Here is a 25,618-nt window from a genome sequence, read left to right on the forward strand (position 1 = left end):
TACGTGCTCTTGGGGGGTGGACGGCCGAGATCACGCGGCAACATGTCCGGCTTGCCGCCTATCACCAGGTAAGAGCCGGTTGGTCGCATGTCCGGGCGGGCTCGATCAGGCCAGGGGCGGGAGCTGGGGCGGAACGGCAGCCGGGCGCTCGGCCAACGCCTCCAGGGCCAGCCGCACGGCCGTGTCCAGCTGCGGGTCGCGGCCCGCCACCCGGTCCTGCGGCGTGATCTCCACCTCGACGTCCGGGTCGACGCCGTGGTTCTCCACGCCCCAACCCGGCCCGGCGAACCACGACGCGTACCGCGGCTGCGTCACCAGCGTCCCGTCGACCAGGTGGTACCGCATGTCGATGCCGATCACGCCGCCCCACGTCCGGGTGCCGACGACCGGCCCGATGCCCAGCTCCTTGATCGCCACGTTCACGATGTCGCCGTCGGAACCGGCGAACTCGTCCGCGATCGCCACCACCGGCCCGCGCGGCGCGTCACCGGGGTAGCTGTCGGCGGTGGTGTAGCCGCGGGCCACCGACCAGCCGATGATCCGCCGGCCCAGCTTCTCCACCACCAGCTGGGACGTGTGCCCGCCGCCGTTCTCCCGCACGTCCAGCACGACGGCCTCGCGCGCCAGCTCCACCCGCAGGTCGCGGTGCAGCTGCGCCCAGCCCGCGCCCATCATGTCCGGCACGTGCAGGTAGCCGACCCGACCGTCGGACAGCTCGCGCACGCGGGCCCGCCGGTCGGCCACCCACGCGTGGTACCGCAGCGCCTCGTCGTCCTCCAGCGGCACCACCACGACCCGGCGCGGCTCGCCGCCGCCACCCGGCCGCACGATCAGCTCCACCGGCTTGTCCGCCGTGCCGACCAGCAGCGGCGCGGGCCCGGTCAGCGGGTCGACCTGCCGACCGTCGACCGCCACGATCGCGTCGCCGACCCGCACCGCGACCCCGGGGGCCGCCAGCGGCGACCGCGCCGCCGGGTCCGACGTCTCGCCGGGGATCACCCGCACGACCCGCCACGCGCCCGCCTCGTCCCGCTCCAGGTCGGCTCCGAGCAGGCCCACCGCGCGACCGCGCGCGCCCCGAGCCGGGATCACGTACGCGTGCGACGTGCCCAGCTCGCCCTGCACCTCCCACAGCAGGTCGACCAGGTCGCCGTAGCTGCCGAGCCGGTCCACCAGCGGCCGGTAGCGCTCCAGCACGCCCGCCCAGTCCACGCCGCCCATGTCGGTGCGCCAGAAGTTGTCCCGCATCAGCCGCCCGGCCTCCGCGTACGCCTGCCGCCACTCGGCGGCCAGGTCCACCACCACCCGGACCCGCGACAGGTCGACGTCCACCGAGTCGCTGTCGTCCGGGTCGACCTTGCGGTCCGCGGGCACGACCTGCAGGTCGTGCCCGTCCTGCACGACCAGCCGCCGGCCGTCGCCGGTCACCGCGTAGGCGTCCACGCCGTCCACCAGGACCTCGGCGCGCGCCTTGGTCAGGTCGAACCGCTCCAGCACGGCCCGCGGCGGCCGGGCGGCCGGGTCGGCCAGGTTGTCGCCGAGCACCCCGCGCAGCGGCGAGCGCAGCCACAGCAGCCCGCCCCGGGCGGCGGACAGGCCCGAGTAGCTGGCGGCGGCGACCGGCACCGCGACCACCCGGTCGGCCAGCCCCTCCAGGTCGACCACCGTGATCGGGTTCTCGTCGTCCTTGTCCTTGTCCTTGTCGGACGGGTCGTCGCCGACCGGCCTGCCCAGCCGCAGCGGGTCGAACGGCGACGGGGTGGTCGCGGCGAGCGGCACCAGGTGGGGGCGGCAGCCGGTCGGGAAGGACAGGTCGAACACGTGCGCGTCGTACACCGGGTCGAAGCTGCGGACCGACAGGAACGCCAGGTGGCGGCCGTCCTCGGTGAACGTCGGCGAGAAGTCGGAGAACCTCAGCGGCGTCACGTCCACCACGGACAGGTCGGTGGTGTTGGTCATCCGGATGTGCTGGAGCGGGCGCGGGCCGGGGTGCGACCAGGCCAGCCAGTTCGAGTCCGGGGCGAAGGCGAGGTCGCTGACGTGCGGGTTGGCGTCGCGGAGGACTTCGCGGACCTCGCCGGACTCGACGTCGACCAGCAGCAGGCGGCCGTCGTGGGTGGCGACCGCCAGCTTGCGGGCGTCCGGCGACACGGCCAGCTCCAGGACGCGGCCCAGCTCGCCGACCGCGACGCGGCGCGGTTCGTCGCCCGGCTCGACGCCGCCGGTCGGGGCGAACTCCAGGCCCTCCTCGCCGTCGGCGTCGGTCACCCAGACGACGTGGTCGCCGACCACCCGCGGCAGGCGGGCGCGGACGCCGGGCTGCTCGGCCAGCGCGCGCACCGGGCCGTCGCGGTGGGTGACCCAGTGGACGGTGCCGCGCACCTCGACCGCGCTCGCCCGGCCGGTCGCGTCCGGGTCGAAGTCGTCCGGGCGCGGTGGCACGTGCCGCGGCCGGCGGCCGGTGCGGGGACCGCCGAGGGCGATCTCCAGCCGGCGCGGTTCGGCGCCCCGCAGGTCGTCCAGGACCCACAGCTCGCCGGCGTGCTGCCAGACGACCCGCTCGCCGTCGCTCGCCGCGACGCGGGCGTAGAACTCCTGCTCGGAGTGGCGGCGCAGGTCGGAGCCGTCGGCGAGCACCGAGTACAGGCTGCCGACGCCGTCGTGGTCGGACAGGAACGCGATCCGGTCGCCGATCCACAGCGGCGAGGTCAGCGAGGACGTCAGCTCGGGCAGGATGCGGGCGAACTCGCCGTCACCGGCGGCGTCGACCCAGAGCTTGCCCGCCGCGCCGCCCCGGTAGCGCTTCCACCAGGCCGGGTCCTGGCGGTAGGCGGAGGTGACGACGACCTGCCCGGACGGGCCGAACGACACGTCGTCCACCCAGCCGAAGGGCAGCCGGCGCGGCGGACCGCCGTCGACGGGCACGGCGTGCGCCCACTGCCGGTTGGGTGACGCCTGACCGGTGGCCGTGACCGCGACGACGTCACCGCCCGCCGTCCAGCCGCGCACGCCGGTGGAGTAGTCGCCCCAGTAGGTGAGCCGGGTGGACTCGCCGCCCCCCACCGGGGCCAGGTGCACCTCGGGCGCGCCGTCGCGCCGGCTGGTCCACGCCAGCCACGTGCCGGTCGGGTCGAAGCGCGGGCTGGACACCGGCGCCTGGTCGGCGGTCACCCGCCAGGCCCGGCCGCCGTCGAGCGGTGCGAGCCACACGTCGTCCTCGGCCACGAAGGTCACCAGGTCGCCGTGCAGGTGCGGGAAGCGGAGGTATGCCTCGGTCACCTCTTCGACGTTAGCGCTCCGCCGATCACCGGCCGCCCCGGACCGGGAAGGTCGCTGCGGACCGGGCAGATCGCTTCGGACCGGCGGGTCGCCGCGGCACGGGCTCGGTCAGGCGGGCCAGTGGGCGCGCCAGTCGGCCGCGCCCAGGGTGGTGATCCCGGCCGCGCGGGCGGAGCGCTCGGCCGCGCGGACGTTCGCCTCGAACCGGCGGGCCACCGCGCGCAGCTCCGTCTCCGGGTCCTCGCCGGCCAGCTTCGCCAGCGCGGCCACCGCGAACAGCGTCGCCCCGGTGTCGTCGCCCTCGGGCAGCAGGTCCACCGGGAACCCGGCCCGCGCCACCCGCTGCGCCAGCTTCCCGGCCAGCGCCACCGCGGGCTGCCCGCCCGCCACGCCGTCGACGCTGGACTCGCGCCGCTTCTCGACCTGCTTCAGCTCTTCCCACCGGTGCTGCTGCGACGCCGCGTCCCGCACCGCCGGGTCGCCGCCCTCGAACACGTGCGGGTGCCTGCCGACCAGCTTGGCGACCAGGTCGCCCGCCACCTCGTCGATCCCGAACGGGTCCGCGGCGTCCTCCGCCGCGATCCGCGCGTGGAACAGCACCTGGAGCAGCACGTCGCCCAGTTCCTCGCGCAACGCCGCCCGGTCGCCGTCCTCGATGGCCTCCAGCAGCTCGTAGGTCTCCTCGACCAGGTACTGCCGCAGCGACCCGTGGTCCTGCTCGGCGTCCCACGGGCACCCGCCGGGCGAGCGCAGCCGGTCCATCACGGCCGCCGCGGCCAGCAGCGGCACGCCCGGCGTCCGGATCACCTCGGACCCCGCGGCGATCAGCGCCCGCGCGGCGGGCTCGTCCGGGTCGGTGGTCAGCAGCACCACCGACGGTCCCGGGACGAGGTCGGCCACCGGCGACGCCGACCACTGCCCGGCGTCCACGCCCTCCCCCGCGTACACCGCCGCCGCGCCCCGCAGTGCGGGCAGCGCGGCGGCGGGCAGGACGGGGGTGGGGCCGACGACGACCACGGTCACGGGGACGTCTGCCGGACCGTCGCCTGGTAGCCGGTCAGCTCGCCCTCGCTGGGCGCCAGCGAGATCGCGGTGCCGTCCCACAGCCCGTAGCGCGGGTTGACCTGGATCTCCGGGTCGCCCGCCAGCGTCTGCACGAGCCGCAGCCCGATCTGCTCCAGCAGCTGCGGCGTCAGCTGCTCGGTCGCCGACTCGCCGGACGCCCGCGCGTCGGTCTTGCGGTCGGTCACGTGCGCGACGATCCACTGCGCGCTGCTCGGGTCCGGCGCGAACGCCACCACGGTGCCCGCCGGCACGCCGAACAGCGGCGACTGGGCGGCCTGCGGCGACTCGGCCGAGCGCACCCGCTGGCCCTGCCTGGACAGGGTCTGGCCCTCGGCGCCCTGCGGCGCGGCGGCGATGAACTCGTCCATCTTCGCCGGGTCGGCCGCGACCTGCTTGGCCTTCTCGACCGCCTCGGCGTTGTCCTTGGCGAAGAAGTAGTCGAACGTGACTTCCATCCGGTCCACGTACTTGCGCGCCAGCTCGACCAGCAGCAGCTGGTCCCGGGCCCGCTCGCGGAACGTCGCCGCGTCGTACACGGTGTTCTGCGAGGCCAGGTCCGCGCCGCCGGCCTGCTCGACCGACTCGGTCACGTCCTCCTCGGACACCGTCACGCCCTCGCGCCGCGCGGCCTGCTCGATCAGCTCGTGCTGCACGCCCAGGGTCACCAGCTGCCGGGCGACCGTGTCGAGCTTGCGCTGGTCGTGCAGCTTCTGGGCCTCGGGCTCCTTCTTGAGCACGACGTCCAGCCGCTGCTGGACCTGCTCCAGCGGCAGCACGGTGTCGCCGACGATCGCGGCCGAGCCGACGTGGCTCGGGCCGGTGGCGCAGCCCGCCGCCAGCAGTGCCACCGAAGCCAGGGCGACAGCCGCGCCCCTCAGGGTGAAGCGCCTCTGCACAGTCCTCACGACCAGTACCCTCTCACGTCCTCGTGACGCCGCTCACGGGAGTCCCCGCCAAGGATTCCAGGAAGTGCGCGCACCAATCCAGCAGCTCCTGGTCGCGCAGCTGCGGTGCGCCCATCCGGCCGCCCGCCGCGCCCTCGGTCGGCCTGGGCACGCTGACCGTGCCGTTCGCCGGCTTGTGGACGGCCTTCGGGAACAGCCGGCGCAGCCGGACCAGCTGGCTGTCGCGCAGCTCCAGCGGCGCGAACCGGATCGTGGAGCCCTGGGTGGCGACCTCGGTGACGCCGTGCGCGCGGCACGTCTGCCGGAACCGGGCCACCGCGAGCAGCCGCTCGACGGGCAGCGGCGGCGCGCCGTAGCGGTCCTTCAGCTCGTCCCACGCGGCCCGCAGCGCGTCGCCGTCCGCGGCGGCGGCGATCTTGCGGTACGCCTCCAGCCGCAGCCGCTCGCCGGGCACGTAGTCGTGCGGGATGTGCGCGTCGACCGGCAGGTCGACCCGGACCTCGGCCAGGTCCTCCTCCGGCTCGCCGTCCGCGCCCGCGTGCTTGCGGAACGCCTCGACGGCCTCGCCGACCAGCCGCACGTACAGGTCGAAGCCGACGCCCGCGATGTGCCCGGACTGCTCGGCGCCGAGGATGTTGCCCGCGCCGCGGATCTCCAGGTCCTTCATCGCCACCGCCATGCCCGCGCCCAGCTCGGTGTTCTGCGCGATCGTGGCCAGCCGGTCGTGCGCGGTCTCGGTCAGCGGCGCCTCGGGCGGGTAGAGGAAGTAGGCGTAGCCGCGTTCCCGGCCGCGGCCGACGCGCCCGCGCAGCTGGTGCAGCTGGGCCAGGCCGAGCAGGTCGCCGCGCTCGACGATGAGCGTGTTGGCGTTGGAGATGTCCAGGCCGGTCTCCACGATCGTGGTGCAGACGAGCACGTCGTACTCGTTCTCCCAGAATCCCTGGATGATCTTCTCCAGCTTGTCCTCGTTCATCTGGCCGTGCGCGGTGATCACCCGGGCCTCGGGCACCAGCTCGCGGAGGTGCCGGGCGGCGCGCTCGATCGAGGACACGCGGTTGTGCACGTAGAAGACCTGGCCGTCGCGCAGCAGCTCGCGGCGGATCGCGGCGCCGACCTGCTTGTCGTCGTACGTGCCGACGTAGGTCAGGATCGGGTGCCGCTCCTCGGGCGGGGTGAGGATGGTCGACATCTCGCGGATGCCCGCCATCGACATCTCCAGGGTGCGCGGGATCGGCGTCGCGGACATGGTGAGCACGTCCACGTGCGTGCGCAGCGCCTTGATGTGCTCCTTGTGCTCCACGCCGAAGCGCTGCTCCTCGTCCACGATCACCAGGCCGAGGTCCTTGTAGCGCAGGCTCTTCTGGAGCAGGCGGTGGGTGCCGATGACGATGTCCACGTCGCCCTCGACCAGGCCCGAGACGGTCTGCTCGGCCTCGTGCGGGTCGGTGAACCGGGACAGGCCCTTGATGTTCACCGGGAACGCGCGCATCCGCTCGGTGAACGTGTTCAGGTGCTGCTGGGCGAGCAGCGTGGTCGGCACCAGCACCACCACCTGCTTGCCGTCCTGCACCGCCTTGAACGCCGCCCGCACCGCGATCTCGGTCTTGCCGTAGCCGACGTCGCCGCAGATCACCCGGTCCATCGGGACCGAGCGCTCCATGTCGGACTTCACCTCGTCGATCGCCGCCATCTGGTCGACGGTCTCGGTGAACGGGAACGCGTCCTCCAGCTCGCGCTGCCACGGCGTGTCCGGCGCGAACGCGTGACCGGGCGCGGCCTGGCGGGCGGCGTAGAGCTGGACCAGCTCGGCGGCGATCTGCTTGACCGCCTTGCGCGCCTTGGCCTTGGTGTTCTTCCAGTCGCTGCCGCCCAGCTTGTTCAGCGTGGGCAGCTCGCCGCCGACGTAGCGGGACACCTCGTCCAGCTGGTCGGTCGGCACGAACAGCCGGTCGCCGGGCTGGCCGCGCTTGCTGGAGCCGTACTCCAGCACCAGGTACTCGCGGGTCGCGGTGGTGCCGGCGGTGTCCTTGGTCGTGCGCTGCACCATCTCGACGTACTTGCCGATGCCGTGCTGCTCGTGCACCACGTAGTCGCCGGCCTTGAGCGCCAGCGGGTCCACCGCGTTGCGGCGGCGGCTGGGCATCCGGCGCATGTCCTTGGTGGACGTGCCGTGCCTGCCGCCGGTGAGGTCGGTCTCGGTGAGCACCACCAGGGCCAGCTCGGGCAGCGAGAAGCCGTCCTCCAGCGCGCCGCGCACGACCGTGACCCGGCCCTGCTCCGGCGCGGTGTCGAGGGTGTCGCGGCAGACGACGTTGACGTCGGCCTCGCGCAGCTGCTCGGTGGCGCGCTGGGCGGTGCCCGCTCCGGGGACGACCAGGACCGCCGTGCCGCCGGACACGGTGTGGGCGCGCAGGTCGGCGAACGCCCGTTCGACGTCGCCCTGGTACGCCTCGACGTGCTTGAACTCCAGCCGGACGACGTCCGCGCCCTCCGTGGTGAGCCGGCTGAGCGTCCACCACGACCGGTTGCGCGCCCTGGCCGACGCGGCCACCTCGGCCAGGCCGCGGTAGGCCGACGCGCCGAGGTCGATCGGGGCCTGCCCGCCGCCCGCCGCGGCCATCCAGGACGCCTCCAGGAACTCCTGGCCGGTGCGCACCAGGTCCTGGGCGCGGGCTCGGATCTTCTCGGGGTCGTTCAGGACGACGTGCGTGCCCTCGGGCACGACGTCGGTCAGCAGTTGCAGCTCGCCCTCGCACAGGGCCGGGATGAGGGCTTCCATGCCCTCCGACGGGATGCCCTCGGCGAGCTTGGTCAGCAGCTCGTGCAGGTGCGCGTCGGCGGTGTGCTCCTCGGCCAGCAGCGCGGCCCTGGCCCTGACCTGCGCGGTCAGCAGCAGCTCGCGGCACGGCGGCGCGGTGAACGCCTGCACCTCCTGCGGCAGCGAGCGCTGGTCGGCGACCGAGAACGGGCGGATCTCGCTGACCTCGTCGCCCCAGAACTCGACCCGCAGCGGGTGCTCGGCGGTCGGCGGGAACAGGTCGAGGATGCCGCCGCGGACCGCGAACTCGCCGCGCTTCTCGACCATGTCGACCCTGGCGTAGGCGATCTCGGTCAGGTTGAGCAGCAGTTCCTCGAAGTCGTGCTCCGAGCCGACGGCCAGGTGCACCGGCTCGAGGTCGCCCAGGCCGGGGGCCATGGGCTGGATCAGGCTGCGGACCGTGGTGATGACGACCTTCAGCGGGTCGTCGCCGGGGTGGGCGAGCCGGCGCAGCACCTGCAACCGGGCGCCGACCGTGTCCGCCCGCGGCGACAGCCGCTCGTGCGGCAGCGTCTCCCAGGACGGGAACAGGGCGACCTGCTCCGGTCCGATCAGGTCGCACAGCACGGCCTTGAGGTCGTCGGCCTCGCGGCCGGTCGCGGTGACGGCGAGCACCGGCGCGCTGGTCGCGACGGCCGCCGCGACCAGCGGCCGGGCGGCGGGCGGGCCCTCCAGCTCCAGGTCGGGCACGCCGACCGAGTCGGCCAGGGCGCGCAGCGCCTTGTCGGGCAGGACAGCGGTCAGCAGGCCGGACAGCGGGCCGGGCTGGGGCATTGCGATGGCTCCCCGAGATCAACGCGCGGACAGACCCCTGCCCGGGACCGAACGTCCACCGGAGGGGTTCTCGACCGCCAGCCTACGGCCACCGCGCGCGGGGTGCGCCGTGATTTCGGTTGACCGCGGCGTGACGCTTGACGCGTGGAGCAGAAGCAGATCAGGGCCGACTACGACGATCGGCACATCACGGTGTACCAGGCGTACTCGCCGCGGGTGGCGCTCCCGGCGCTGGCCGCGGGCCGGTTCGTGCCGCCGTTCAAGGCCGGGCGGATGACGTGGGTCAAGCCGTCGTTCCTGTGGATGATGCACCGGTCCGGGTGGGGCTCGAAGCCGGATCAGGAGTGCGTGCTGGCGGTGAGAATCACCCGTTCGGGATTTGATTGGGCGGTGCGCGCGGCGGTGTCGAGCAGCGTCGCCGGGGCCGGCAAGCCGGAGGTGCGGGTGCAGTGGGACCCGGAGCGCGGCCTGCGCCTCGAGGCGCTGCCGCACCGGTCGTTGCAGCTCGGGCTGGCGGGTGAGGCGTCGCGCCGGTACGTCGAGGAGTGGGTCGTGGGGCTGACGGACGTGACGCCGCTGGCGCACCGGGTGCGCGCGCTGGTGCGGGCCGGTGACCTCGACGGCGCGCGGGCGTTGTTGCCGGTGGAGCGGCCTTACCCGGTCGTGTGAACGGCGAGCACACGTCCGGGTTGGCATGCTGAGCGTCATGCGTCGCGTTGTCGGGTTCGCTGCGGTGGTGCTGCTGGCCGGGTGTTCGGCGGAGTCCCCCGGTGGCACCGCGCCGCCGACCGCCGCGCCCGAGGGGATCGAGGTCGAGGTGGTGGCGTCCGGGCTGAGCCACCCGTGGGACGTGGGGTTCCTGCCCGACGGGCGGATGCTCGTGCCGCAGCGGCCGGGGCGGATCGCGCTGGTGTCCGCCGAGGGGTCGGTCACCGACGTCGAGGCCGACCTGGGCGACGTGGCGGCGCGGGGCGAGGGCGGGTTGATGAGCCTGGTCGTGCACCCGGACTTCGCCACCAGCGGCCGGTTCACCACGTGCTCCAACACCGCTGCCGACGTGCGGCTGGTGACGTGGGAGCTGGCGGGGGCGAAGGCGACCAGGGTCGTCGACCCGCTGCTGGCGGGGCTGCCGTCCAACCCGAGCGGGCGGCACTCGGGGTGCCGGATGGCGCTCGACCGCGACGGCAACCTGCTCATCGGCACCGGCGACACCGCGCGGGGCGACGTGCCGCAGGACCGGTCGAGCCTCGGCGGGAAGGTGCTGCGGGTCGACCTGGCCACCGGCGAGGGCGTGGCGGACAACCCGTTCGGGGACCGGGTGTACACGTACGGGCACCGCAACGTGCAGGGCGTCGCCGTGCGCCAGGACGGGCTGGTGTTCACCGCCGAGCACGGGCCGTCGGTGGACGACGAGGTGAACGCGCTGCGCGCCGGCGGCAACTACGGGTGGGACCCGTCCCGGGGCGGCGCGGCCGACGGCTACGACGAGGGCGTGCCGATGACGGACCTGGAGCGGTTCCCGGACGCCGTGCCCGCCGCGTGGTCGTCCGGCAGCCCGACGGAGGCGATCTGCGACGCCGCGTTCCTCGTCGGCGAGCAGTGGGGCGCGTTGGACGGCGTGCTGGCCGTCACCGCCCTGAAGGGCGCCAAGCTCCTGCTGTTCACCGTCACCCAGGACGGCGGCGTCCACTCGGTGTCCATCCCGTCCGAGCTGGACGGCTCCTACGGCCGCCTCCGCGGCGCGGAGCTCTCCCCCGACGGCGCCCTCTACGTCACCACCTCGAACGGCACCGACGACAAGATCCTCCGCATCACCAACTCCTGACCCCCCGCGAGTCGAACCTCCACGTCCCGCGAGGGTTCGACTCGCGGGTCAGCGGGTGCGGAGGCGGGGTTTGTGGTCCATGTGGGAGAGGCCCTTCCAGGCCAGGTTGACGAGGTGGGCGGCGACCTCGTCCTTCTTCGGCTTGCGGACCTCCAGCCACCACTGGCCGGTGAGGGCGACCATGCCGACCAGCGCCTGCGAGTAGAGGGCGGCCAGCTTGCGGTCGTAGCCCTGGCGCGAGAAGTGCAGGCCCAGGATCGACTCCACCTGTGACGCGATGTCGTTCAGCAACGACGAGAACGTGCCGGTGGACGACGCCACCGGCGAGTCGCGGACCAGGATGCGGAAGCCGTCGGTCGAGCCCTCGATGTAGTCCAGCAACGCGCACGCCGCCTGTTCCAGCAGCTCACGCGGGTGCCCGCCGGACAGCGCGTTGACGATGTGGTCCATCAGGTACTGCATCTCCCGGTCCACCACGACCGCGTAGATGCCTTCCTTGCCGCCGAAGTGCTCGTAGACGACCGGCTTGGACACGCCCGCCCGGTGCGCGATCTCCTCGATGGAGGTGACCTCGAAGCCCTTCTCGGCGAACAGCGCCCGAGCCACGTCGAGCAGCTGCTCGCGCCGCTCCTTGCCGGTCATCCGCACGCGCGGCACCGGTGCCTGGTCCCCGCGCCGTCTCCCCGCCACCCCAACCACCCTAAACACCTGCCCCCCGCGGCAACCGCGAGGGGCAGGCAGGTCGACTTCCCGTGACCGCTTCTCGGCGCGGGACTACTTCTTCGCGCTGATGCGCGCCAGGCGCTGCTCGTTCGGCCAGCGCACGTTCGTCGCCCAGCCGAACTTCTCGAACAGCCAGATCAGCCGCGCCGAGGTGTCGATCTGACCGCGCTTGACGCCGTGGCGCGCGCAGGTCGGGTCGGCGTGGTGCAGGTTGTGCCACGACTCGCCGAAGCTCAGGATCGCCAGCGCCCACACGTTGGCGGAGCGGTCGCGCGCGGCGAACGGGCGGTCGCCCACCATGTGGCAGATCGAGTTGACCGACCACGTCACGTGGTGCAGGAACGCCACCCGGACCAGGCCGGCCCAGAAGAAGGCCGAGAGCGCGCCGGCCCACGACATGGTGACCAGGCCGCCGATCGCGGCGGGCGCGAGCAGGCTGATCGTGGTCCAGAGCCAGAACAGGTTGTCGATGCGGACCAGGTCCTTGTCGGCCAGCAGGTCCGGCGCGAAGCGCTGCGCGTTGGTCTTGTCGCGCTCGAACAGCCAGCCCATGTGCGCGTGCCAGAAGCCCTTGGCCAGCGCCACCGGGCCGCTGCCGAACAGCCACGGCGAGTGCGGGTCGCCCTCGCGGTCGGAGAACGCGTGGTGGCGGCGGTGGTCGGCGACCCAGACGATCACCGGGCCCTGCAGCGCCATGCTGCCCGCGATGGCCAGGCCGATCTTGAGCGCCCGGTTGGCCTTGAACGAGCCGTGCGTGAAGTACCGGTGGTACCCGATCGTCACGCCGAGGCCGGCCAGGTAGTAGAACGCCACGAAGAGCGCGACGTCGACCCAGCCCAGCCCCCAGCCCCAGGCGAGCGGAACGGCCGCGAGCAGAGCCAGGAACGGCACGATGACGAACACGTACACGCTGAACTGCTCGACGTGTCCCCGTCGCCCTTCGAGAATCGGCTTGGGTCCGCGGTCCTCGGGGCCTTGCGGCGTGGACCTGCTCTCCAGGGTGCTGGTCATACATGTACCTCTTGTGTGTTCGGGGCTACCTACGGAACCGTAACTTACGGGAGCGTAAGTTAGGTCGACCTCGTCCCGCCATAGCCAGGGCCGAAGTCACGGCGTGTTCTCAGGAAGTCGGGCGTGTCGATCAACGCCGGTGCATCATTCGGCAATGGGATCACCGAACGTCCGCGGACGTCGCCGGCCGCGGATCGCGCTCATCACGTTCGCGGCGGTGTTCTTGCTGCTCAGCGGCAGTCTGCTGGGGTTCGGCTGGTACTACAGCGGTGAACTGCTTGACCCGGCCAACGCCCGTCCCGGCTACCGCGACACGGTCACGTCGTCGGCCTCCGGGACCGTCTCGCTGGCGGAGTCCAGGGTCACAGTGCTCCCGGGCACGTGGGGTCTCGTCTGGCCGGACGGCGGCGCGAAGGTCGGCCCGATCACCCAGCGGTCCGAGGGCACGGTGGTACGCGAGCTCCAGGGCACGGCGCCGCCCGACGGCACTCAGGTGCGCATGGAGACGTCGGTGTGGAGCACGGACCCGGACACCGCTCACGACCTGGAGTACACGGAAGTGCGAATCCCGACCGAGTTGGGTGACGCGCCCGCCTGGCTGGTGCCCGCGGCGTCGTCCACGTGGGTCGTCGCGGTGCACGGGCGCGGCGGAACCAGGGCCGAGGCCCTGCGGGTCATACCTGCGCTGCACGACCTGGGGCTACCCGTTCTGGCCGTGACCTACCGCAACGACGACGGCGCGCCCCGCTCGCCCGACGGCCTCTACCACCTGGGCGACACGGAGTGGCGGGACGTGGAGGCGGCCGTGCGGTACGCCCGGGACCACGGCGCGCGGGACGTGGTGCTGTACGGGTGGTCGATGGGCGGCGCGATCGTCGGCCAGTTCCTGGGCCGCTCGGCCGAGGCCGACGACGTCGCCGCGGCGGTGCTCGACGCGCCCGTGGTGAGCTGGACGAAGACGCTGGAGCTGCAGTCGCGCAACCGGGGCCTGCCCGAGCGGCTGGTGCCGCTCGCGGAGCTGGTCTCGGGCTGGCGGGCGGACCTGGACTTCGAGCGGTTCGACCTGGTCGACCACCCGCCCGCGCACCGGCCGCCGACGCTGCTGTTCCACGGCGGCGCGGACGGGACCGTGCCGGTGCAGGCGTCGCGGGACCTGGCGGTGGCGGCGAACCGGCTCGCCTGGCCCATCCGGTACGTGGAGGTGCCCGAGGCGGAGCACACGGCGTCGTGGAACGTCGACCCCGAGGGCTACGAACGCGCGCTGCTCGATTTCCTGGCGTCGATCGACGGCGTTGAGGAGGCGTCCCCGAGTGCCCATTCGACTACTCCAGGTAGTTAAGCGGGTGATTGTTTCGGCCGAAATCGTGTCGAGCGGGGGTCCCTGGACCGGCGTTGAGGGCCACCGAGGGTCGTTCGAAGGCCGTTGATAGTTCACCCAACAGTGAGATGGCCGAGATCGCGCGGACGCTTGACCTGCACCAACACGCAGTGTCATGATCGAGTTACCCAGGGGTTGCCGCCACTTGAGTGGTGGTGCTGACCTTTCCGGGGGACTCGTGACAACATGTGTTCGCGCGGTCGGGGCGAACCCGGCCGTTCCGCCATGGTGTAAAGGCAGCACCTCGGATTTTGGTTCCGATGGTCCAGGTTCGAATCCTGGTGGCGGAGCGAGGAGGCCGGACCACGAGGGGTCCGGCCGCCCTGCGTCTGCATGGGGGTGTGAGTCGCTGCACGAGGAAGCGGTCGACGAGCAGGACAACGTGGCGCCGGCGCTCCACGAGATGTCCGACGCGTGGCTGGTCGGCCGCGCGAGTGAGCTCGTGGCCGTCGCCCAGAGCAGCCACCTGTCCGACCAGCTCGACGCGGCGCACGAGGTCGACGACATCCTGGCCGAGGCCCAGGGCCGCGGCGAGCCGCGGATCGTCGGCCAGCTGCTGCGCGCGGCGGCCGTGGTCCGGATCGTCACCCCCGGCCTGGTCGACCTGTCCGACTCCGTGCTGGACGAGATGCTGGCGCACTGCCGCCGGCACGGCCTGCTGGTGCTGGAGGCCGAGGCGCACGCCCTGCGCGGTCGCCGCTACCTGCTCGGCGGGTTCGAGGACAAGGCGCTGACCGAGGTCGCCGGCGGGCTGGCGATGCTGGAGGAGGACCTCGCGCCCGACCCGATGCTGGACAAGCGCACCTGGGACCGGCTGCTCGCGTCCGCGCTGCAGAGCACCGGGCTCGTGCTCACCCAGCTCGGCGTCTACGAGATGGCGGACGAGGTGCTGGCGCGGGCGCACAACGCGATCCGGGACAGCGCCAACCCGCACCAGATCTACGTGCACCTGGTCAACCGGGCCCGGCTGCTGATCGGCTGGGGCCTGCGGCTGGAGCGGGTGGACAACTTCGACGAGGCCGTCGAGCGGTTCACCACCGCGTCGGCCATCGCCACCGCCGTCGAGGGGCCGTTCCGCGAGTCGCTGCACCCCGGCAGGCGCGACCGCACGGCCGCCGAGCAGGTGCCGGTCATCGGCGCGGCGCACGCGCTGGCCAAGCCGGGCGCGGAGCACATCGCGCGGCTGTGGACGCTGCGCGAGCTGGCCATGTACGCCCGCGAGCTGATCATCGTGTCGATCGCGCTGGCCCGGTGCCTGGAGATGGAGGAGCTGCCGCAGCAGGCGCTCCAGGTGCTGCACGACGCCCGCGACCGGCTGGAGCACGACACCTCCGAGCCGACCCTGATGCTGTGCCTGACCCGCGAGTACGCCCGGATGTCGGGCCCGCACGGCGAGCGCACCATCTCGGCGCTGCAGACCTACGCCAACGCGCTGGAGGTGGAGCTGTGGCTGATGCAGGAGGCCCGCACCGCCACCCTGCTCACCCGGCGCGACCACGAACGGCTGACCCGGGCGCACGGCGCGATCGCGCAGCAGGCGCTCCAGGACCCGTTGACCACCCTGCCGAACCGGCGCGCGCTGGACGAACGGCTGGCGGCGCTGATCAACGCGCAGACCCACCCGATGGCCATCGCGCTGGTGGACCTGGACGGGTTCAAGGTGGTCAACGACCGGCACTCGCACGCCGAGGGCGACGACGTCCTGCGCGTGATTGCGAGCACACTCCGGCAGGCGTTGCGCGGTGACGACCTGGTGGCCCGCTACGGCGGCGACGAGTTCGTCGTGCTGCTGCCGGGGGCTCCCCTGCACGCCGCCGAGGCGGCCCTCGGCCGGGCCGTGGATGCCGTCGCCGCCTTGCCTTCCGACCTGTCCCGGGGCGTGACGCTGTCGGTCGGGGTGATCTCCGTGCGACCCCGCGAGTCGGCCCACGGGGCGCTGGCCCGAGCCGACTCGGCGATGTACGCGGCGAAGCGGCGAGGTGGCTGCCAGGTTGCGGCCGTGGAAGTCGAGCCCCCCTCGGAGGCTTAGTATCGGCACCTGGCGGGAAGCCAGGCCCCTCCCGCCGCAAGCACGCACTCAGCTAGGGAGAGCGCTGATGCTCGAGGGTGTCCCCACCCCAGTCAGCACGATCGTCCTCGCAGCGGGTGAAGGCACCCGCATGCGCTCAGCCACTCCGAAGGTGTTGCACGGCATCGCCGGTCGTTCCCTGGTGGAGCACGCCGTGCGCGCCGCCGCCGGCACCGAGCCGGACCACCTCGCGGTCGTGGTCGGCCACGGCCGCGCCGCGGTCGCCGACCACCTCGACAGCCTGTCCGCCGCGCTGGACCGCAAGGTCACCGTCGCGGTGCAGGAGGAGCAGAAGGGCACCGGGCACGCGGTCGGCTGCGGCCTGGCGGCGCTGGCCGAGGTCCCGGGCGTGCCCGCCGACCTCGGCGGCACGGTCGTGGTGACCTACGGCGACGTGCCGCTGCTGGACGCCGACACGCTGCGCGGGCTGCTGGTCGAGCACGGCGAGCGCGGCAACGCCGTGACCGTGCTGACCGCCGTGGTGGACGACCCGACCGGCTACGGCCGGATCGTGCGGTCCGCCGACGGCTCGGTCGAGGGGATCGTGGAGCAGAAGGACGCCACGCCGGAGCAGCGGGAGATCACCGAGATCAACTCGGGGGTGTACGCGTTCGACGCGGCCGTGCTGCGCGACGGGCTGTCCCGGCTGTCCACCGACAACGCGCAGGGCGAGCTGTACCTGACCGACGTGCTGACCATCGCGCGCGGCGACGGGCGGCGGGTCGGCGCGCTGGTCACGGCGGACCGCTGGCTGGTCGAGGGCGTGAACGACCGGGTGCAGCTGGCCCGGCTCGGCGCCGAGCTGAACCGCCGGATCGTGGAGCGCGCGATGCGCTCGGGCGTGACCGTGGTCGACCCGGCCACGGTGTGGCTGGACGCCGACGTGCGGCTGGACCGGGACGCGCGGATCGAGCCGAACGTGCAGCTGAAGGCGGGCACGACCGTCGGCGAGGGCGCGGTCGTCGGACCGGACACCACGCTGTCGGCGTGCGCCGTCGGGCCCGGCGCGACCGTGGTGCGCACGCACGGCTCCGGCGCGGAGATCGCCGCGGGCGCGTCCGTCGGGCCGTTCGCCTACCTGCGGCCCGGCACCCGGCTCGGCGAGGGCGGCAAGATCGGCACCTTCGTGGAGACCAAGAACTCCGACATCGGCGCGGGCAGCAAGGTGCCGCACCTGAGCTACATCGGCGACACGACCATCGGCGAGCACTCCAACATCGGCGCCGCCAGCGTCACGGTCAACTACGACGGCGTGGACAAGCACCGGACCACGATCGGGTCCTACTGCCGCACCGGGTCGGACAACATGTTCGTCGCGCCGGTCACCGTCGGCGACGGCGCGTACACCGGCGCGGGGACCGTGGTGCGGCGCGACGTGCCGCCCGGCGCGCTGGCCGTGTCCGGCGGACCGCAGCGCAACCTCGACGGGTGGGTGGTGTCCCGCCGCAAGGGCACCGCCGCGGCCGAAGCGGCGCGACGCGCGCTGCCGCCCGAGAATGCAGGCACAACCGATGAAGGGCGCTGACGTGAACCCCACGATGGCCGGGACACCCAAGAAGAACCTGATGCTCTTCGGCGGGCGGGCCTACCCCGAGCTGACCGAGCAGGTGGCCAAGCACCTGAACGTGTCGGTCACCCCGCAGTCGGCGTACGACTTCGCCAACGGCGAGATCTTCGTGCGGTTCGAGGAGAGCGTGCGCGGCTGCGACGCGTTCGTCATCCAGTCGCACTGCGCGCCCATCAACCAGTGGCTGATGGAGCAGCTGATCATGGTGGACGCGCTGAAGCGCGCGTCCGCGAAGCGGATCACCGTGATCATGCCGTTCTACCCGTACGCGCGGCAGGACAAGAAGCACCGCGGCCGCGAGCCGATCTCGGCCCGCCTGGTGGCGGACATGTTCAAGACCGCGGGCGCGGACCGGCTGGTGTCGGTCGACCTGCACACGTCGCAGATCCAGGGGTTCTTCGACGGCCCGGTGGACCACCTGTGGGCCATGCCGCTGCTGGCCGAGCACATCCGGGACAAGTACGCGGGCCGCGAGCTGACCGTCGTGTCGCCGGACGCCGGCCGCACCAAGCTGGCCGAGAAGTGGGCGGACACGCTCGGCGGCGCGCCGATCGCGTTCATCCACAAGACCCGCGACCCGCTGCGGCCGAACGAGGTCGTCGCGAACCGGGTGGTCGGCCAGGTCGAGGGCCGGCTGTGCGTGGTCATCGACGACATGATCGACACCGGCGGCACCATCACCAAGGCGGTGGACCAGCTGCTGGCCGAGGGCGCGTCGGACGTGGTCATCGCGGCCACCCACCCGGTGCTGTCCGGCCCGGCCGTCGAGCGGCTGCGGTCGTGCGGCGCGCGCGAGGTCGTGTTCACCGACACGCTGCCGATCCCGGCCGAGAAGCGGTTCGACGCGATGACCGTGCTGTCGATCGCCCCGCTGCTGGCGCGGGTGATCCAGGAGGTCTTCGAGGACGGCTCCGTGACGTCGCTGTTCGACGGCAACGCCTGACACCTCGCGCGCCGTGCGGGATGATCCCCGAATGGCGCTCGACCCCGAAGGGCCCGGCACGCGTGACGTGCCGGGCCTTTCGTCGTCCAACTCCGCGTCGGGCACGGTGCACGGGTCCCTCGCCCAGATCGGCGTCGTGCACGGCGACGTGAACCTGACGACCGGCGCGCCGGTGCGGACCCGGTACCGGGAGACGGTCCGCCGCATCGCGCCGCGCGCGCTGATCGGCCGCGAAGCCGAACTGGCCGAACTGGCGGCGTTCTGCACGGCCCCGTCGACCGCCGGCTCCTACTGGTGGTGGCGAGCGGCGGCGTGGTCGGGCAAGTCGGCGTTGATGTCGACGTTCGTGCTGAACCCGCCCCCAGGCGTCCGCATGGTGTCGTTCTTCATCACGGCACGCATGGCGGCTCAGAACGACCGGAGCGCCTTCATCGACAACGTGCTGGAGCAGTTGGTCACCCTGCTGGACCAGCCCCCACCGCCGCTGCTGACCGAGTCGACGCGGGAAGCGCACCTGTCGAGCCTGCTCGCCGAGGCCGCGGAGGCCTGCCGGGACCGGGGCGAGCACTTCGTGCTGCTCGTGGACGGCTTGGACGAGGACCGGGGCGTCACGACGGGTTCGGACGCGCACAGCATCGCGGCGTTGCTCCCGGCGGACCCGCCGGCCGGCCTGAGGGTGATCGTGGCCGGCCGCCCCAACCCGTCGATCCCCACCGACGTCCCGGACCACCACCCGCTGCGCGCTGCGGAGGTCGTCCGTCCGCTCACGCCGTCGCCTGCGGCCCAGGCCGAGCGCCCTGGCCTGGAACGCGAGCTCAAGCGCCTCCTTCGCGGCACGTCGACCGAACAGGACCTGCTCGGCCTGCTCACCGCGGCCGGCGGCGGTCTCACCGCGACCGATCTGGCGGAGCTTGCGGGCTTGTCCGCCTGGGACGTCGAGGACCACCTGCGGACGGTGACGGGCCGCAGCTTCAGCCGCCGGGAAGGCGACCACTCGGACGCCTACGCGCTCGGCCACGAAGAACTGCACAGGATGGCCGTCGAGGCGCTAGGGCACCGCCTCGACGCGTATCGTGGTCGACTGCACGAGTGGGCGGACCGCCACCGGGCCCGCCGCTGGCCGGACGACACTCCTCAGTACCTCCTCCACGACTACTTCGCCCTGCTCAGGCTCACCGACGACGTCGCGCGGATGCTCGCGTGCGCCACCGACCCGGACCGGCACCACCTCCTGCTCGACCGGTTCGGCGGTGACGGCGTCGCGTTGGCGGAGATCCTCGCCACGCAGTTCTGGTTAGTGGCCGAGGAGGCGCCGGACCTGATCGCGATCGGCCGCCTCGCCGTCCACCGCGACCGCCTCGCCACCCGCAACACCTCGCTGCCGCGCAACCTGCCGGGGCTCTGGGCGTCGCTCGGGCGGGTCGCCAGGGCCGTGGCGCTGGCCGAGTCGTTCGCCGAGACGGTCAAGAAGGACGCCGCCTACCTCTCAGTCGTGCGGGCCATCGGCCGGCTCGGCGCGAACAGGTCCCTCCACACCACCCGGGCCGTCGAACTGACCCACAAGATCAACGACGTCGTTCACCGCAACCGCGCGCTCGCCGTGCTGGGTCGGATCGGCGCGGTGCGCGAGAACGTCGAGGACCTGCTCGACCGGCAGGAGGCAGCCGTGCGGCTCATCGAGAACGGGTCGACGCGAGACCGCGAACTGGCGGCCTTGGCCCGCTCCACCGCCCACTTGGGTGACCTCCACCGCGCCACCGCCCTGGTCGAGTCGATCGCCGACGACGCGGTGCGCGTGCGCGCTCAGGGCTCGATCGCCCTGGCCGTCGTGGCCGGCGGTGACCTCGACCGCGCGCTCGCCCTCGCCGAGCAGGTCACCGACTCGACCACGCGCGTCCGGGTGACCGCCGAGGTCGCGATCGCGTTCGGCGAGTCGGGGGACGTCGACCAGGCCCGGAGGGTGCTGGCACGGCTCGCCGGGCCGGGCTGTGCGGTGACGTCCGACCGGAACGCGGTGGTCGCGGTGCGCGAACTGGCGGTCCTGGTCGGTGATCAGGCCCGCGCCGACGAGCTGAAGGGCTTCCTCGACGACGCGGGGCAGGGCGAGGAGCCCGGCCGCATCGACCCCCGTCCTCCGGCCGCAGCCGCCAGCGACCTCCAACGGGCCCGTGAGAGGGGGAATCTCATCCCCGGCCTCATGGACCGCGAGGCGGCCCTCGTCCAAGTGATCCGAGGGTTGGCCGAGATAGGAGAGTTCGCCCAGGCCGATTCGCTCACCTCCGCCGTTTCGCACCCTTGGCGACGCCGTGACGCGCTGGCAGTCCTGATACCGGCGCTGATCGCGGCCGGCCGGCAAGACCGGGCGGTCGCGGCGCTGCACCGGACCGAGGTCGCGGCACGCGGCGACGGGGACACCGCGTGGCGGGACCGCGTGCTGCTCTCGCTGGCCACCACCGTGACCGGGGCCGGTGACCTGCGTCAGGCAGAGGCGCTGTCCCGTTCCATCGCCGACCCTGCGGACCGGGCCGGCGCGTTGACCGCGGTCAGCCGTGCTGCCTGGCGGCGCCGCGATCCGGCTGCCGCCCGCCGACTGCGGGCCGCTGCCACAACCGCCGCCCGCTCCACCGCGAACGTCGAGAGACGTGACCGGGCGCTGGTGGCCATAGTTCGGGCCGCTGCGGGCCAGGATGATCTGGCCGAAGCCAAGGCCCTGACGGACTCACTGAGCACATCCCGGTTCCATGAGCTGGCCCTGTCGTCGGTCGCCCGCTTCGATCGCGCCTCGGACGTGGAGGAGGCGGACGCGGCACCCACTCCCCCCGCCCCTGTGGTGGCGGAAGAACCGCACCTCCCCTCACCGGTGGTACCTGACGAGGTGACGAGCGCGATCGCCCTGGGTGACTTGATCCGCGCCGCGGCTCTCACGTCCTCGATCGCACACCCGTCCGCACGCGGCACCGCGATCAAGGCACTGGTGACGGCCGTGGTGGCGACCGACGCCTGCGACAGGGCGCAGAAGATCGCGGTGCTGACCACCATCTGCCATCGCCCGTCGGCCAACCGGCTCGCTCGGCCCTGGACGCTCATGTCCGTCATGTCCGTGGTCGACGCGCTGGTGGGTGCGGGAGAGTTCGACCTCGCCGAACAGGTCGCCAGGACTTGTCACGACAACCGGAGCCAAGCGCTGTGGCGCGTGGTCGAGGGAGCGCTGCGCGTGGGCGACCACGATCGGGCGAACACCGTCGCCGATTCGATCGCCGGTTCCGACCTCCCGTCCAGCGCCACCCGACTCATCCCTGACCTCAAGCCCGACACGGCACGGCGTGCGGCGGCGCGTGGGCTGGGCGGTGAGGCTTGGCACCGGCGTGCCGGGGTGCTGGCTCGGTTGAGCCCAGCCGCGCTGGAGGCCGTCATGCGGGAACTGGCCGTTGTCGAGGAGCGGACCAGCCGGGCGTTTCAAGGATCCCGGAGAGGGGAACGAACCCCCGATTAGGCCATGTCCCGCTGGTCGGCCTACACTGCTCGGGTTGCCTCGGCGAGGGCGAGCATCACGCTCGGCGTGATCGACGCGGCGGTTGTGATGCCGCGCGTGTTCACCCTCCGCGCCGCCCGCCGCCGCAGGCCAACCCCCGCTTCGCCCCGCCCGACGCACCCGCCGACTTGTACCAGGCCAGACCGTTAGGAGAGCCCCACCGTGTCCGAGGTCCGTCTCGCCGCAGAGCAGCGCACCGAGTTCGGCAAGGGCGCCGCCCGCCGCACCCGCCGCGCCGGCAAGATCCCCGCGGTGCTCTACGGCCACGGTTCCGACCCGAAGCACCTGGCTCTGCCGGCGCTCGAGTTCGCCCGTGTTGTCCGCGAGCACGGTCACAACGCAGTTCTCACGCTGGACATCGAGTCCTCCTCCGAGCTGGCGCTGACCAAGACCGTCACCACGCACCCCATCAAGAACTACATCGAGCACGTCGACCTGCTGCTGGTGCAGCGGGGCGAGAAGGTCACCGTCGAGGTGCCGATCGTCCTCACCGGCGAGGTCGCCCCGGCGACCCTGCTCACGCAGGACCTCACCACCCTCCAGGTGGAGGCCGACGCGCTGAACATCCCCGAGCAGGTCGAGTACTCGATCGCCGGTCTGGCCGCGGGCACCCAGGTGCACGCGTCCGACCTGGTGCTCCCCGCCGGCACCAGCCTGGTGACCGACGGCGAGGCCATGGTCCTCGCGGTGAACGCCGCGCCGACCGCCGCCGAGATGGACGGCGACAGCGGCGAGGCCACCGACGCCGAGGCCACCGAAGAAGGCTGAGCCCATCACGTCGGGCAACTCGAACGGCACGCCACCCCCGCCGCACGGCTGGGGTGGCGTGCCGTTCCCGTTCCTGAGCCCGGCGCAGGTGCGGGCCACCCGGTTCCCGCGCAGGAAGGGCAAGGGCTACGACCCGGCGCAGGTGGACGCGTTCGCGCTGCGGATCGCCGACGCGCTGGCCGGGCGCACCCGGCTGCACCCCGACCAGGTGCGGACGATCGCGTTCACCGAGATCGCCGGCGGGTACGACCAGCGGGCCGTGGACGACTTCCTGGCCGCGTGCGAGCACCAGCTGCGCTCCGGCCACGTGCCGCCGACGACGTTGCAGACCGGCGACGCGGTGCTGGCGGTGAAGCTGCCGCGGGCCCCGAACGGCTACGATCGCGGCGAAGTCGACGCGTTCCTGGGGCGGGCCGCCGCGGCGCTGGACGGCCGCGGGCGGATGACGTCGAGCGAGGTCCGCCACACCAGGTTCAGCACCACGTCCGGGTTGCGGCGGGGGTACCAGGCGCGCGCGGTGGACGCCCTGTTGGACGAGCTTGAGCAGGAGTTGCGGTTCCGTGGTCGATGACGTCGCCCTGGTCGTCGGGCTGGGCAACTCCGGGCCCAAGTACGAGGGCAACCGGCACAACGTCGGGTTCCTGGTGCTGGACGAGCTGGCCGCGCGGGTCGGCGGACGGTTCAAGGCGCACAAGGGCGGCGCCGAGGTGGTGGAGGGCAGGCTGGCCGGCCGCCGGGTCGTCCTGGCGAAGCCGCGCGGGTACATGAACACCTCCGGCGGACCGGTGGCGGGCACGGCGAAGTTCTACAAGGCGCCGCCTGCGTCGGTGATCGTCGTGCACGACGAGCTGGACCTGCCGTTCGGGACGGTGCGGCTAAAGCTCGGCGGCGGGGAGAACGGGCACAACGGGCTGCGGTCGATCACGAAGTCGCTGGGCACGAAGGACTACCACCGGGTGCGGTTCGGGGTGGACCGCCCGCCGGGCCGGATGGACCCGGCGGACTACGTGCTGCGCGACTTCTCGCTGGTCGAGCGCAAGGAGCTGGCGCTGGAACTGGACCGGACGGCCGACGCGGTCGAGGCGCTGCTGGAACTGGGCCTGGAAGCCGCCCAGAACAAGTTCCACTGAGAACGAGTTCCACTGAGCCCTCAACCGCGCCGGCCGCGCCTCACTTGACCGGCACCAGGGACGCGGCGGCGGAGCGGCGGAGCTTGCCGGACGGGGTCTTCGGCAGGCTGCCCGGCTTGAGCACCACCACCGAGAACGGCCGCAGGCCGACCGCGTCCACGACCCGGGCGCTGATCTCCTTGGTCAGCGCGCGCACCGCATCCTCCTCGCCGGCCAGCTTCGACTCGACCACCACGGCGAACCGCTCCCGCCGCGTCCCCGCGTCCAGCCGCACCGCCATCGCGTTGCCCGCGCGCACGCCCTCCACCGACGTCGCCGCGCGCTCGATGTCCGTCGGGTAGATGTTGCGCCCACCCATGATGATCACGTCCTTGCGCCGCCCGCACACGACGACCTGGCCGTCCACCAGGTAGCCCTCGTCGCCGGTGTCGAGCCAGCCCTCGGCGTCCCGGGTGGCCACCGGGCCGTTCACCGTCAGGTAGCCGGGCGTCACCGCCTCGCCGCGCACCCGCAGCTGCCCCACCTCGCGCTCGCCCAGCACCGCGCCCGACTCGCCGACGACCTGCACCTCCAGCCCCGGCAGCGGCGGCCCGAGCAGCGGGAACGTCCGCGCGTTCGGGCTGTCCGGCGGCACCGGCACGGCGCGGTGGCCCGCCTCCAGCTCCTCCGGGTCGACCACGTCGACCGCGAGGCCGGTGAACACCGGTGCGAACGCCACGCCCAGCGCCGTCTCCGCCATGCCGTACGCGCAGAGCACGGACTCGGGTCGCAGCCCGAACCGCGCGCCCTCGTCGTTGAACAGCCGCACGGCGGCCGGGTCGATGGGCTCGGCGCCGTTCAGCGCGATCCGCAGCTTCGACAGGTCGAACGCGCCGTCGTCCACGCCCCGCATGCGGCGGGCGGCGATGGCGTAGGCGAAGTTCGGCGCGGCGGTGATCGTGCCCTGGTAGCGGCTGATCAGGTCCGGCCACAGGGTCGGCCGGCCGAGGAAGTCGACCGGGGTGACCTTGACCAGGTCGATGCCGAACAGCATCGGCACGGTCAGGAAGCCGACCATCCCCATGTCGTGGAACAGCGGCAGCCAGGAGACCATCCGGTCGGTCTCCGGGTCGAGCCGGGCGGCGACCTCCATGGCCTTGGCGTTGGACCACAGGTTTCCGTGCGTGATGCGGACGGCCTTCGGGTCGGCGGTGGACCCGCTGGTGAGCTGGAGCAGCGCCGGCATGTCCTCGTCCACCTCGACGGGCGCGGCCAGCGGCTCGCCGTCCAGCTCCGCCAGCTTGCGGTGGGCGACGCCGTGCTCGTCCAGCACGGCCGACAGCGCGTCGAACGGGGCCCCGAGCAGCACCAGCTTCGCGCCGATCATGGTCAGCACCCGCAGGGTGTCCTCGGCCCACTCGCCGAGGTCGGTGCGGGCCGTGGGCTGGTGCAGCATGGTCGTGCTGCCGCCCGCCAGCCACACCGCCTGCACGGCCGGCGCGATCTCGGCGGGGTCGCCCGCGAGGATCGCGATCGACGCGCCCCTGGCCACCCCGCCGGCCACCAGCGCGCCGGCGATCCTGGTCGCCTGCCGGTGCACCTCGGCCCACGACCTGTGGGTCGGGGTGTTCGGCTCCCCCGTGGTCATGCCCCGGGTCGCGCCCCCGGCGCCCGCAGCGGTTGCCACCATCGTGTCCACGAACCGGCTCATGCCCGTCAGGGTAGAGCGATCTTCCGGCGCATTGAGCCGATAGGGCGAAACAACCGAAGCACCATCCGGCGATACTCCCCGGTACACCACACGAAGGGGGTAATTGGGTGGCCGGGTTCGACGCTCGCCCGCACATGCCGGC

Annotated in this window: 17 protein-coding genes and 1 tRNA gene; 11 read left to right on the forward strand and 7 right to left on the reverse strand. The window is 72.9% G+C overall.

Annotation, left to right across the window (positions count from 1 at the left end):
* Positions 1-105: 105 nt before the first annotated feature.
* From AB0F89_RS03555 to mfd, 4 genes are all read right to left on the reverse strand, one after another.
* Entirely contained in the window at positions 106-3,279 is a 3,174-nt protein-coding gene (locus AB0F89_RS03555; RefSeq protein WP_367132489.1) for a PDZ domain-containing protein, read from the reverse strand.
* A gap of 108 nt (positions 3,280-3,387) precedes the next feature.
* Positions 3,388-4,302 (reverse strand): MazG family protein, encoded by a 915-nt coding sequence (locus tag AB0F89_RS03560; protein ID WP_367132491.1) that lies wholly within the window; start codon positions 4,300-4,302, stop codon positions 3,388-3,390.
* On the reverse strand, positions 4,299-5,249 hold the full coding sequence (locus tag AB0F89_RS03565; protein WP_367132493.1) for a SurA N-terminal domain-containing protein: 951 nt from the start codon (positions 5,247-5,249) through the stop codon (positions 4,299-4,301). The genes AB0F89_RS03560 and AB0F89_RS03565 overlap by 4 nt, the downstream gene beginning before the upstream one ends.
* 13 nt (positions 5,250-5,262) lie before the next feature.
* Positions 5,263-8,841, reverse strand: a complete 3,579-nt coding sequence (gene mfd / locus AB0F89_RS03570) for a transcription-repair coupling factor (RefSeq protein ID WP_367132495.1) — start codon at positions 8,839-8,841, stop codon at positions 5,263-5,265.
* A gap of 144 nt (positions 8,842-8,985) precedes the next feature.
* Here mfd and AB0F89_RS03575 point away from each other — a divergent pair, with 144 nt between their 5' ends.
* Positions 8,986-9,510, forward strand: coding sequence for a DUF4291 domain-containing protein (locus AB0F89_RS03575; RefSeq protein WP_367132497.1), 525 nt, complete (start codon positions 8,986-8,988; stop codon positions 9,508-9,510).
* Positions 9,511-9,547: 37 nt separating this feature from the next.
* A complete protein-coding gene (locus AB0F89_RS03580) occupies positions 9,548-10,666 on the forward strand; it encodes a sorbosone dehydrogenase family protein (RefSeq protein ID WP_367132499.1) in 1,119 nt (372 codons plus the stop codon).
* Positions 10,667-10,714: 48 nt separating this feature from the next.
* Here the strand turns inward: AB0F89_RS03580 and AB0F89_RS03585 are convergent, their stop codons facing one another.
* Together AB0F89_RS03585 and AB0F89_RS03590 are read right to left on the reverse strand one after the other, a co-directional pair.
* Complete coding sequence (locus AB0F89_RS03585) at positions 10,715-11,308, reverse strand: TetR/AcrR family transcriptional regulator (RefSeq protein ID WP_053719425.1); 594 nt, start codon at positions 11,306-11,308, stop codon at positions 10,715-10,717.
* Positions 11,309-11,440: 132 nt separating this feature from the next.
* The gene (locus AB0F89_RS03590; protein WP_367132501.1) at positions 11,441-12,400 is read right to left on the reverse strand and encodes an acyl-CoA desaturase; all 960 of its coding nucleotides are present in this window, start codon (positions 12,398-12,400) and stop codon (positions 11,441-11,443) included.
* Positions 12,401-12,554: 154 nt separating this feature from the next.
* Here AB0F89_RS03590 and AB0F89_RS03595 point away from each other — a divergent pair, with 154 nt between their 5' ends.
* The 9 genes from AB0F89_RS03595 (at position 12,555) to pth (ending at position 23,786) form a co-directional block, all read left to right on the forward strand.
* Complete coding sequence (locus AB0F89_RS03595; protein WP_367132503.1) at positions 12,555-13,739, forward strand: alpha/beta hydrolase family protein; 1,185 nt, start codon at positions 12,555-12,557, stop codon at positions 13,737-13,739.
* A gap of 258 nt (positions 13,740-13,997) precedes the next feature.
* Positions 13,998-14,068 (forward strand) — tRNA-Gln (locus tag AB0F89_RS03600).
* A 92-nt stretch (positions 14,069-14,160) separates the two neighbouring features.
* Positions 14,161-15,807, forward strand: a complete 1,647-nt coding sequence (locus AB0F89_RS03605; RefSeq protein WP_367132505.1) for a GGDEF domain-containing protein — start codon at positions 14,161-14,163, stop codon at positions 15,805-15,807.
* A 67-nt stretch (positions 15,808-15,874) separates the two neighbouring features.
* Complete coding sequence (gene glmU, locus AB0F89_RS03610; protein WP_367132507.1) at positions 15,875-17,371, forward strand: bifunctional UDP-N-acetylglucosamine diphosphorylase/glucosamine-1-phosphate N-acetyltransferase GlmU; 1,497 nt, start codon at positions 15,875-15,877, stop codon at positions 17,369-17,371.
* A gap of 13 nt (positions 17,372-17,384) precedes the next feature.
* Positions 17,385-18,356, forward strand: a complete 972-nt coding sequence (locus AB0F89_RS03615) for a ribose-phosphate diphosphokinase (RefSeq protein ID WP_367138684.1) — start codon at positions 17,385-17,387, stop codon at positions 18,354-18,356.
* A gap of 31 nt (positions 18,357-18,387) precedes the next feature.
* On the forward strand, positions 18,388-21,849 hold the full coding sequence (locus AB0F89_RS03620) for a hypothetical protein (protein WP_367132510.1): 3,462 nt from the start codon (positions 18,388-18,390) through the stop codon (positions 21,847-21,849).
* 201 nt (positions 21,850-22,050) lie between these two features.
* The gene (locus AB0F89_RS03625; RefSeq protein WP_367132512.1) at positions 22,051-22,656 is read left to right on the forward strand and encodes a 50S ribosomal protein L25/general stress protein Ctc; all 606 of its coding nucleotides are present in this window, start codon (positions 22,051-22,053) and stop codon (positions 22,654-22,656) included.
* A gap of 58 nt (positions 22,657-22,714) precedes the next feature.
* Entirely contained in the window at positions 22,715-23,227 is a 513-nt protein-coding gene (locus AB0F89_RS03630) for a DivIVA domain-containing protein (protein WP_367132514.1), read from the forward strand.
* Complete coding sequence (gene pth, locus AB0F89_RS03635) at positions 23,217-23,786, forward strand: aminoacyl-tRNA hydrolase (protein WP_367132516.1); 570 nt, start codon at positions 23,217-23,219, stop codon at positions 23,784-23,786. The genes AB0F89_RS03630 and pth overlap by 11 nt, the downstream gene beginning before the upstream one ends.
* 40 nt (positions 23,787-23,826) lie before the next feature.
* Here the strand turns inward: pth and AB0F89_RS03640 are convergent, their stop codons facing one another.
* Positions 23,827-25,476 (reverse strand): fatty acyl-AMP ligase, encoded by a 1,650-nt coding sequence (locus AB0F89_RS03640; RefSeq protein WP_367132518.1) that lies wholly within the window; start codon positions 25,474-25,476, stop codon positions 23,827-23,829.
* Positions 25,477-25,618: the final 142 nt, after the last annotated feature.

It is taken from the genome of Saccharothrix sp. HUAS TT1 (genome assembly GCF_040744945.1).
In the GTDB taxonomy this organism is placed as follows: Bacteria; Actinomycetota; Actinomycetes; order Mycobacteriales; family Pseudonocardiaceae; genus Actinosynnema.

Bases quoted from the DNA above. Each gene is read 5' to 3' on its own strand.
- mfd (WP_367132495.1), bottom strand. From the start codon at position 8,841: ATGCCCCAGCCCGGCCCGCTGTCCGGCCTGCTGACCGCTGTCCTGCCC.
- AB0F89_RS03580 (WP_367132499.1), top strand. From the start codon at position 9,548: ATGCGTCGCGTTGTCGGGTTCGCTGCGGTGGTGCTGCTGGCCGGGTGT.
- AB0F89_RS03585 (WP_053719425.1), bottom strand. From the start codon at position 11,308: ATGACCGGCAAGGAGCGGCGCGAGCAGCTGCTCGACGTGGCTCGGGCG.
- AB0F89_RS03590 (WP_367132501.1), bottom strand. From the start codon at position 12,400: ATGACCAGCACCCTGGAGAGCAGGTCCACGCCGCAAGGCCCCGAGGAC.
- AB0F89_RS03595 (WP_367132503.1), top strand. From the start codon at position 12,555: ATGGGATCACCGAACGTCCGCGGACGTCGCCGGCCGCGGATCGCGCTC.
- glmU (WP_367132507.1), top strand. From the start codon at position 15,875: ATGCTCGAGGGTGTCCCCACCCCAGTCAGCACGATCGTCCTCGCAGCG.
- AB0F89_RS03615 (WP_367138684.1), top strand. From the start codon at position 17,385: ATGGCCGGGACACCCAAGAAGAACCTGATGCTCTTCGGCGGGCGGGCC.
- AB0F89_RS03620 (WP_367132510.1), top strand. From the start codon at position 18,388: ATGGCGCTCGACCCCGAAGGGCCCGGCACGCGTGACGTGCCGGGCCTT.
- AB0F89_RS03640 (WP_367132518.1), bottom strand. From the start codon at position 25,476: ATGAGCCGGTTCGTGGACACGATGGTGGCAACCGCTGCGGGCGCCGGG.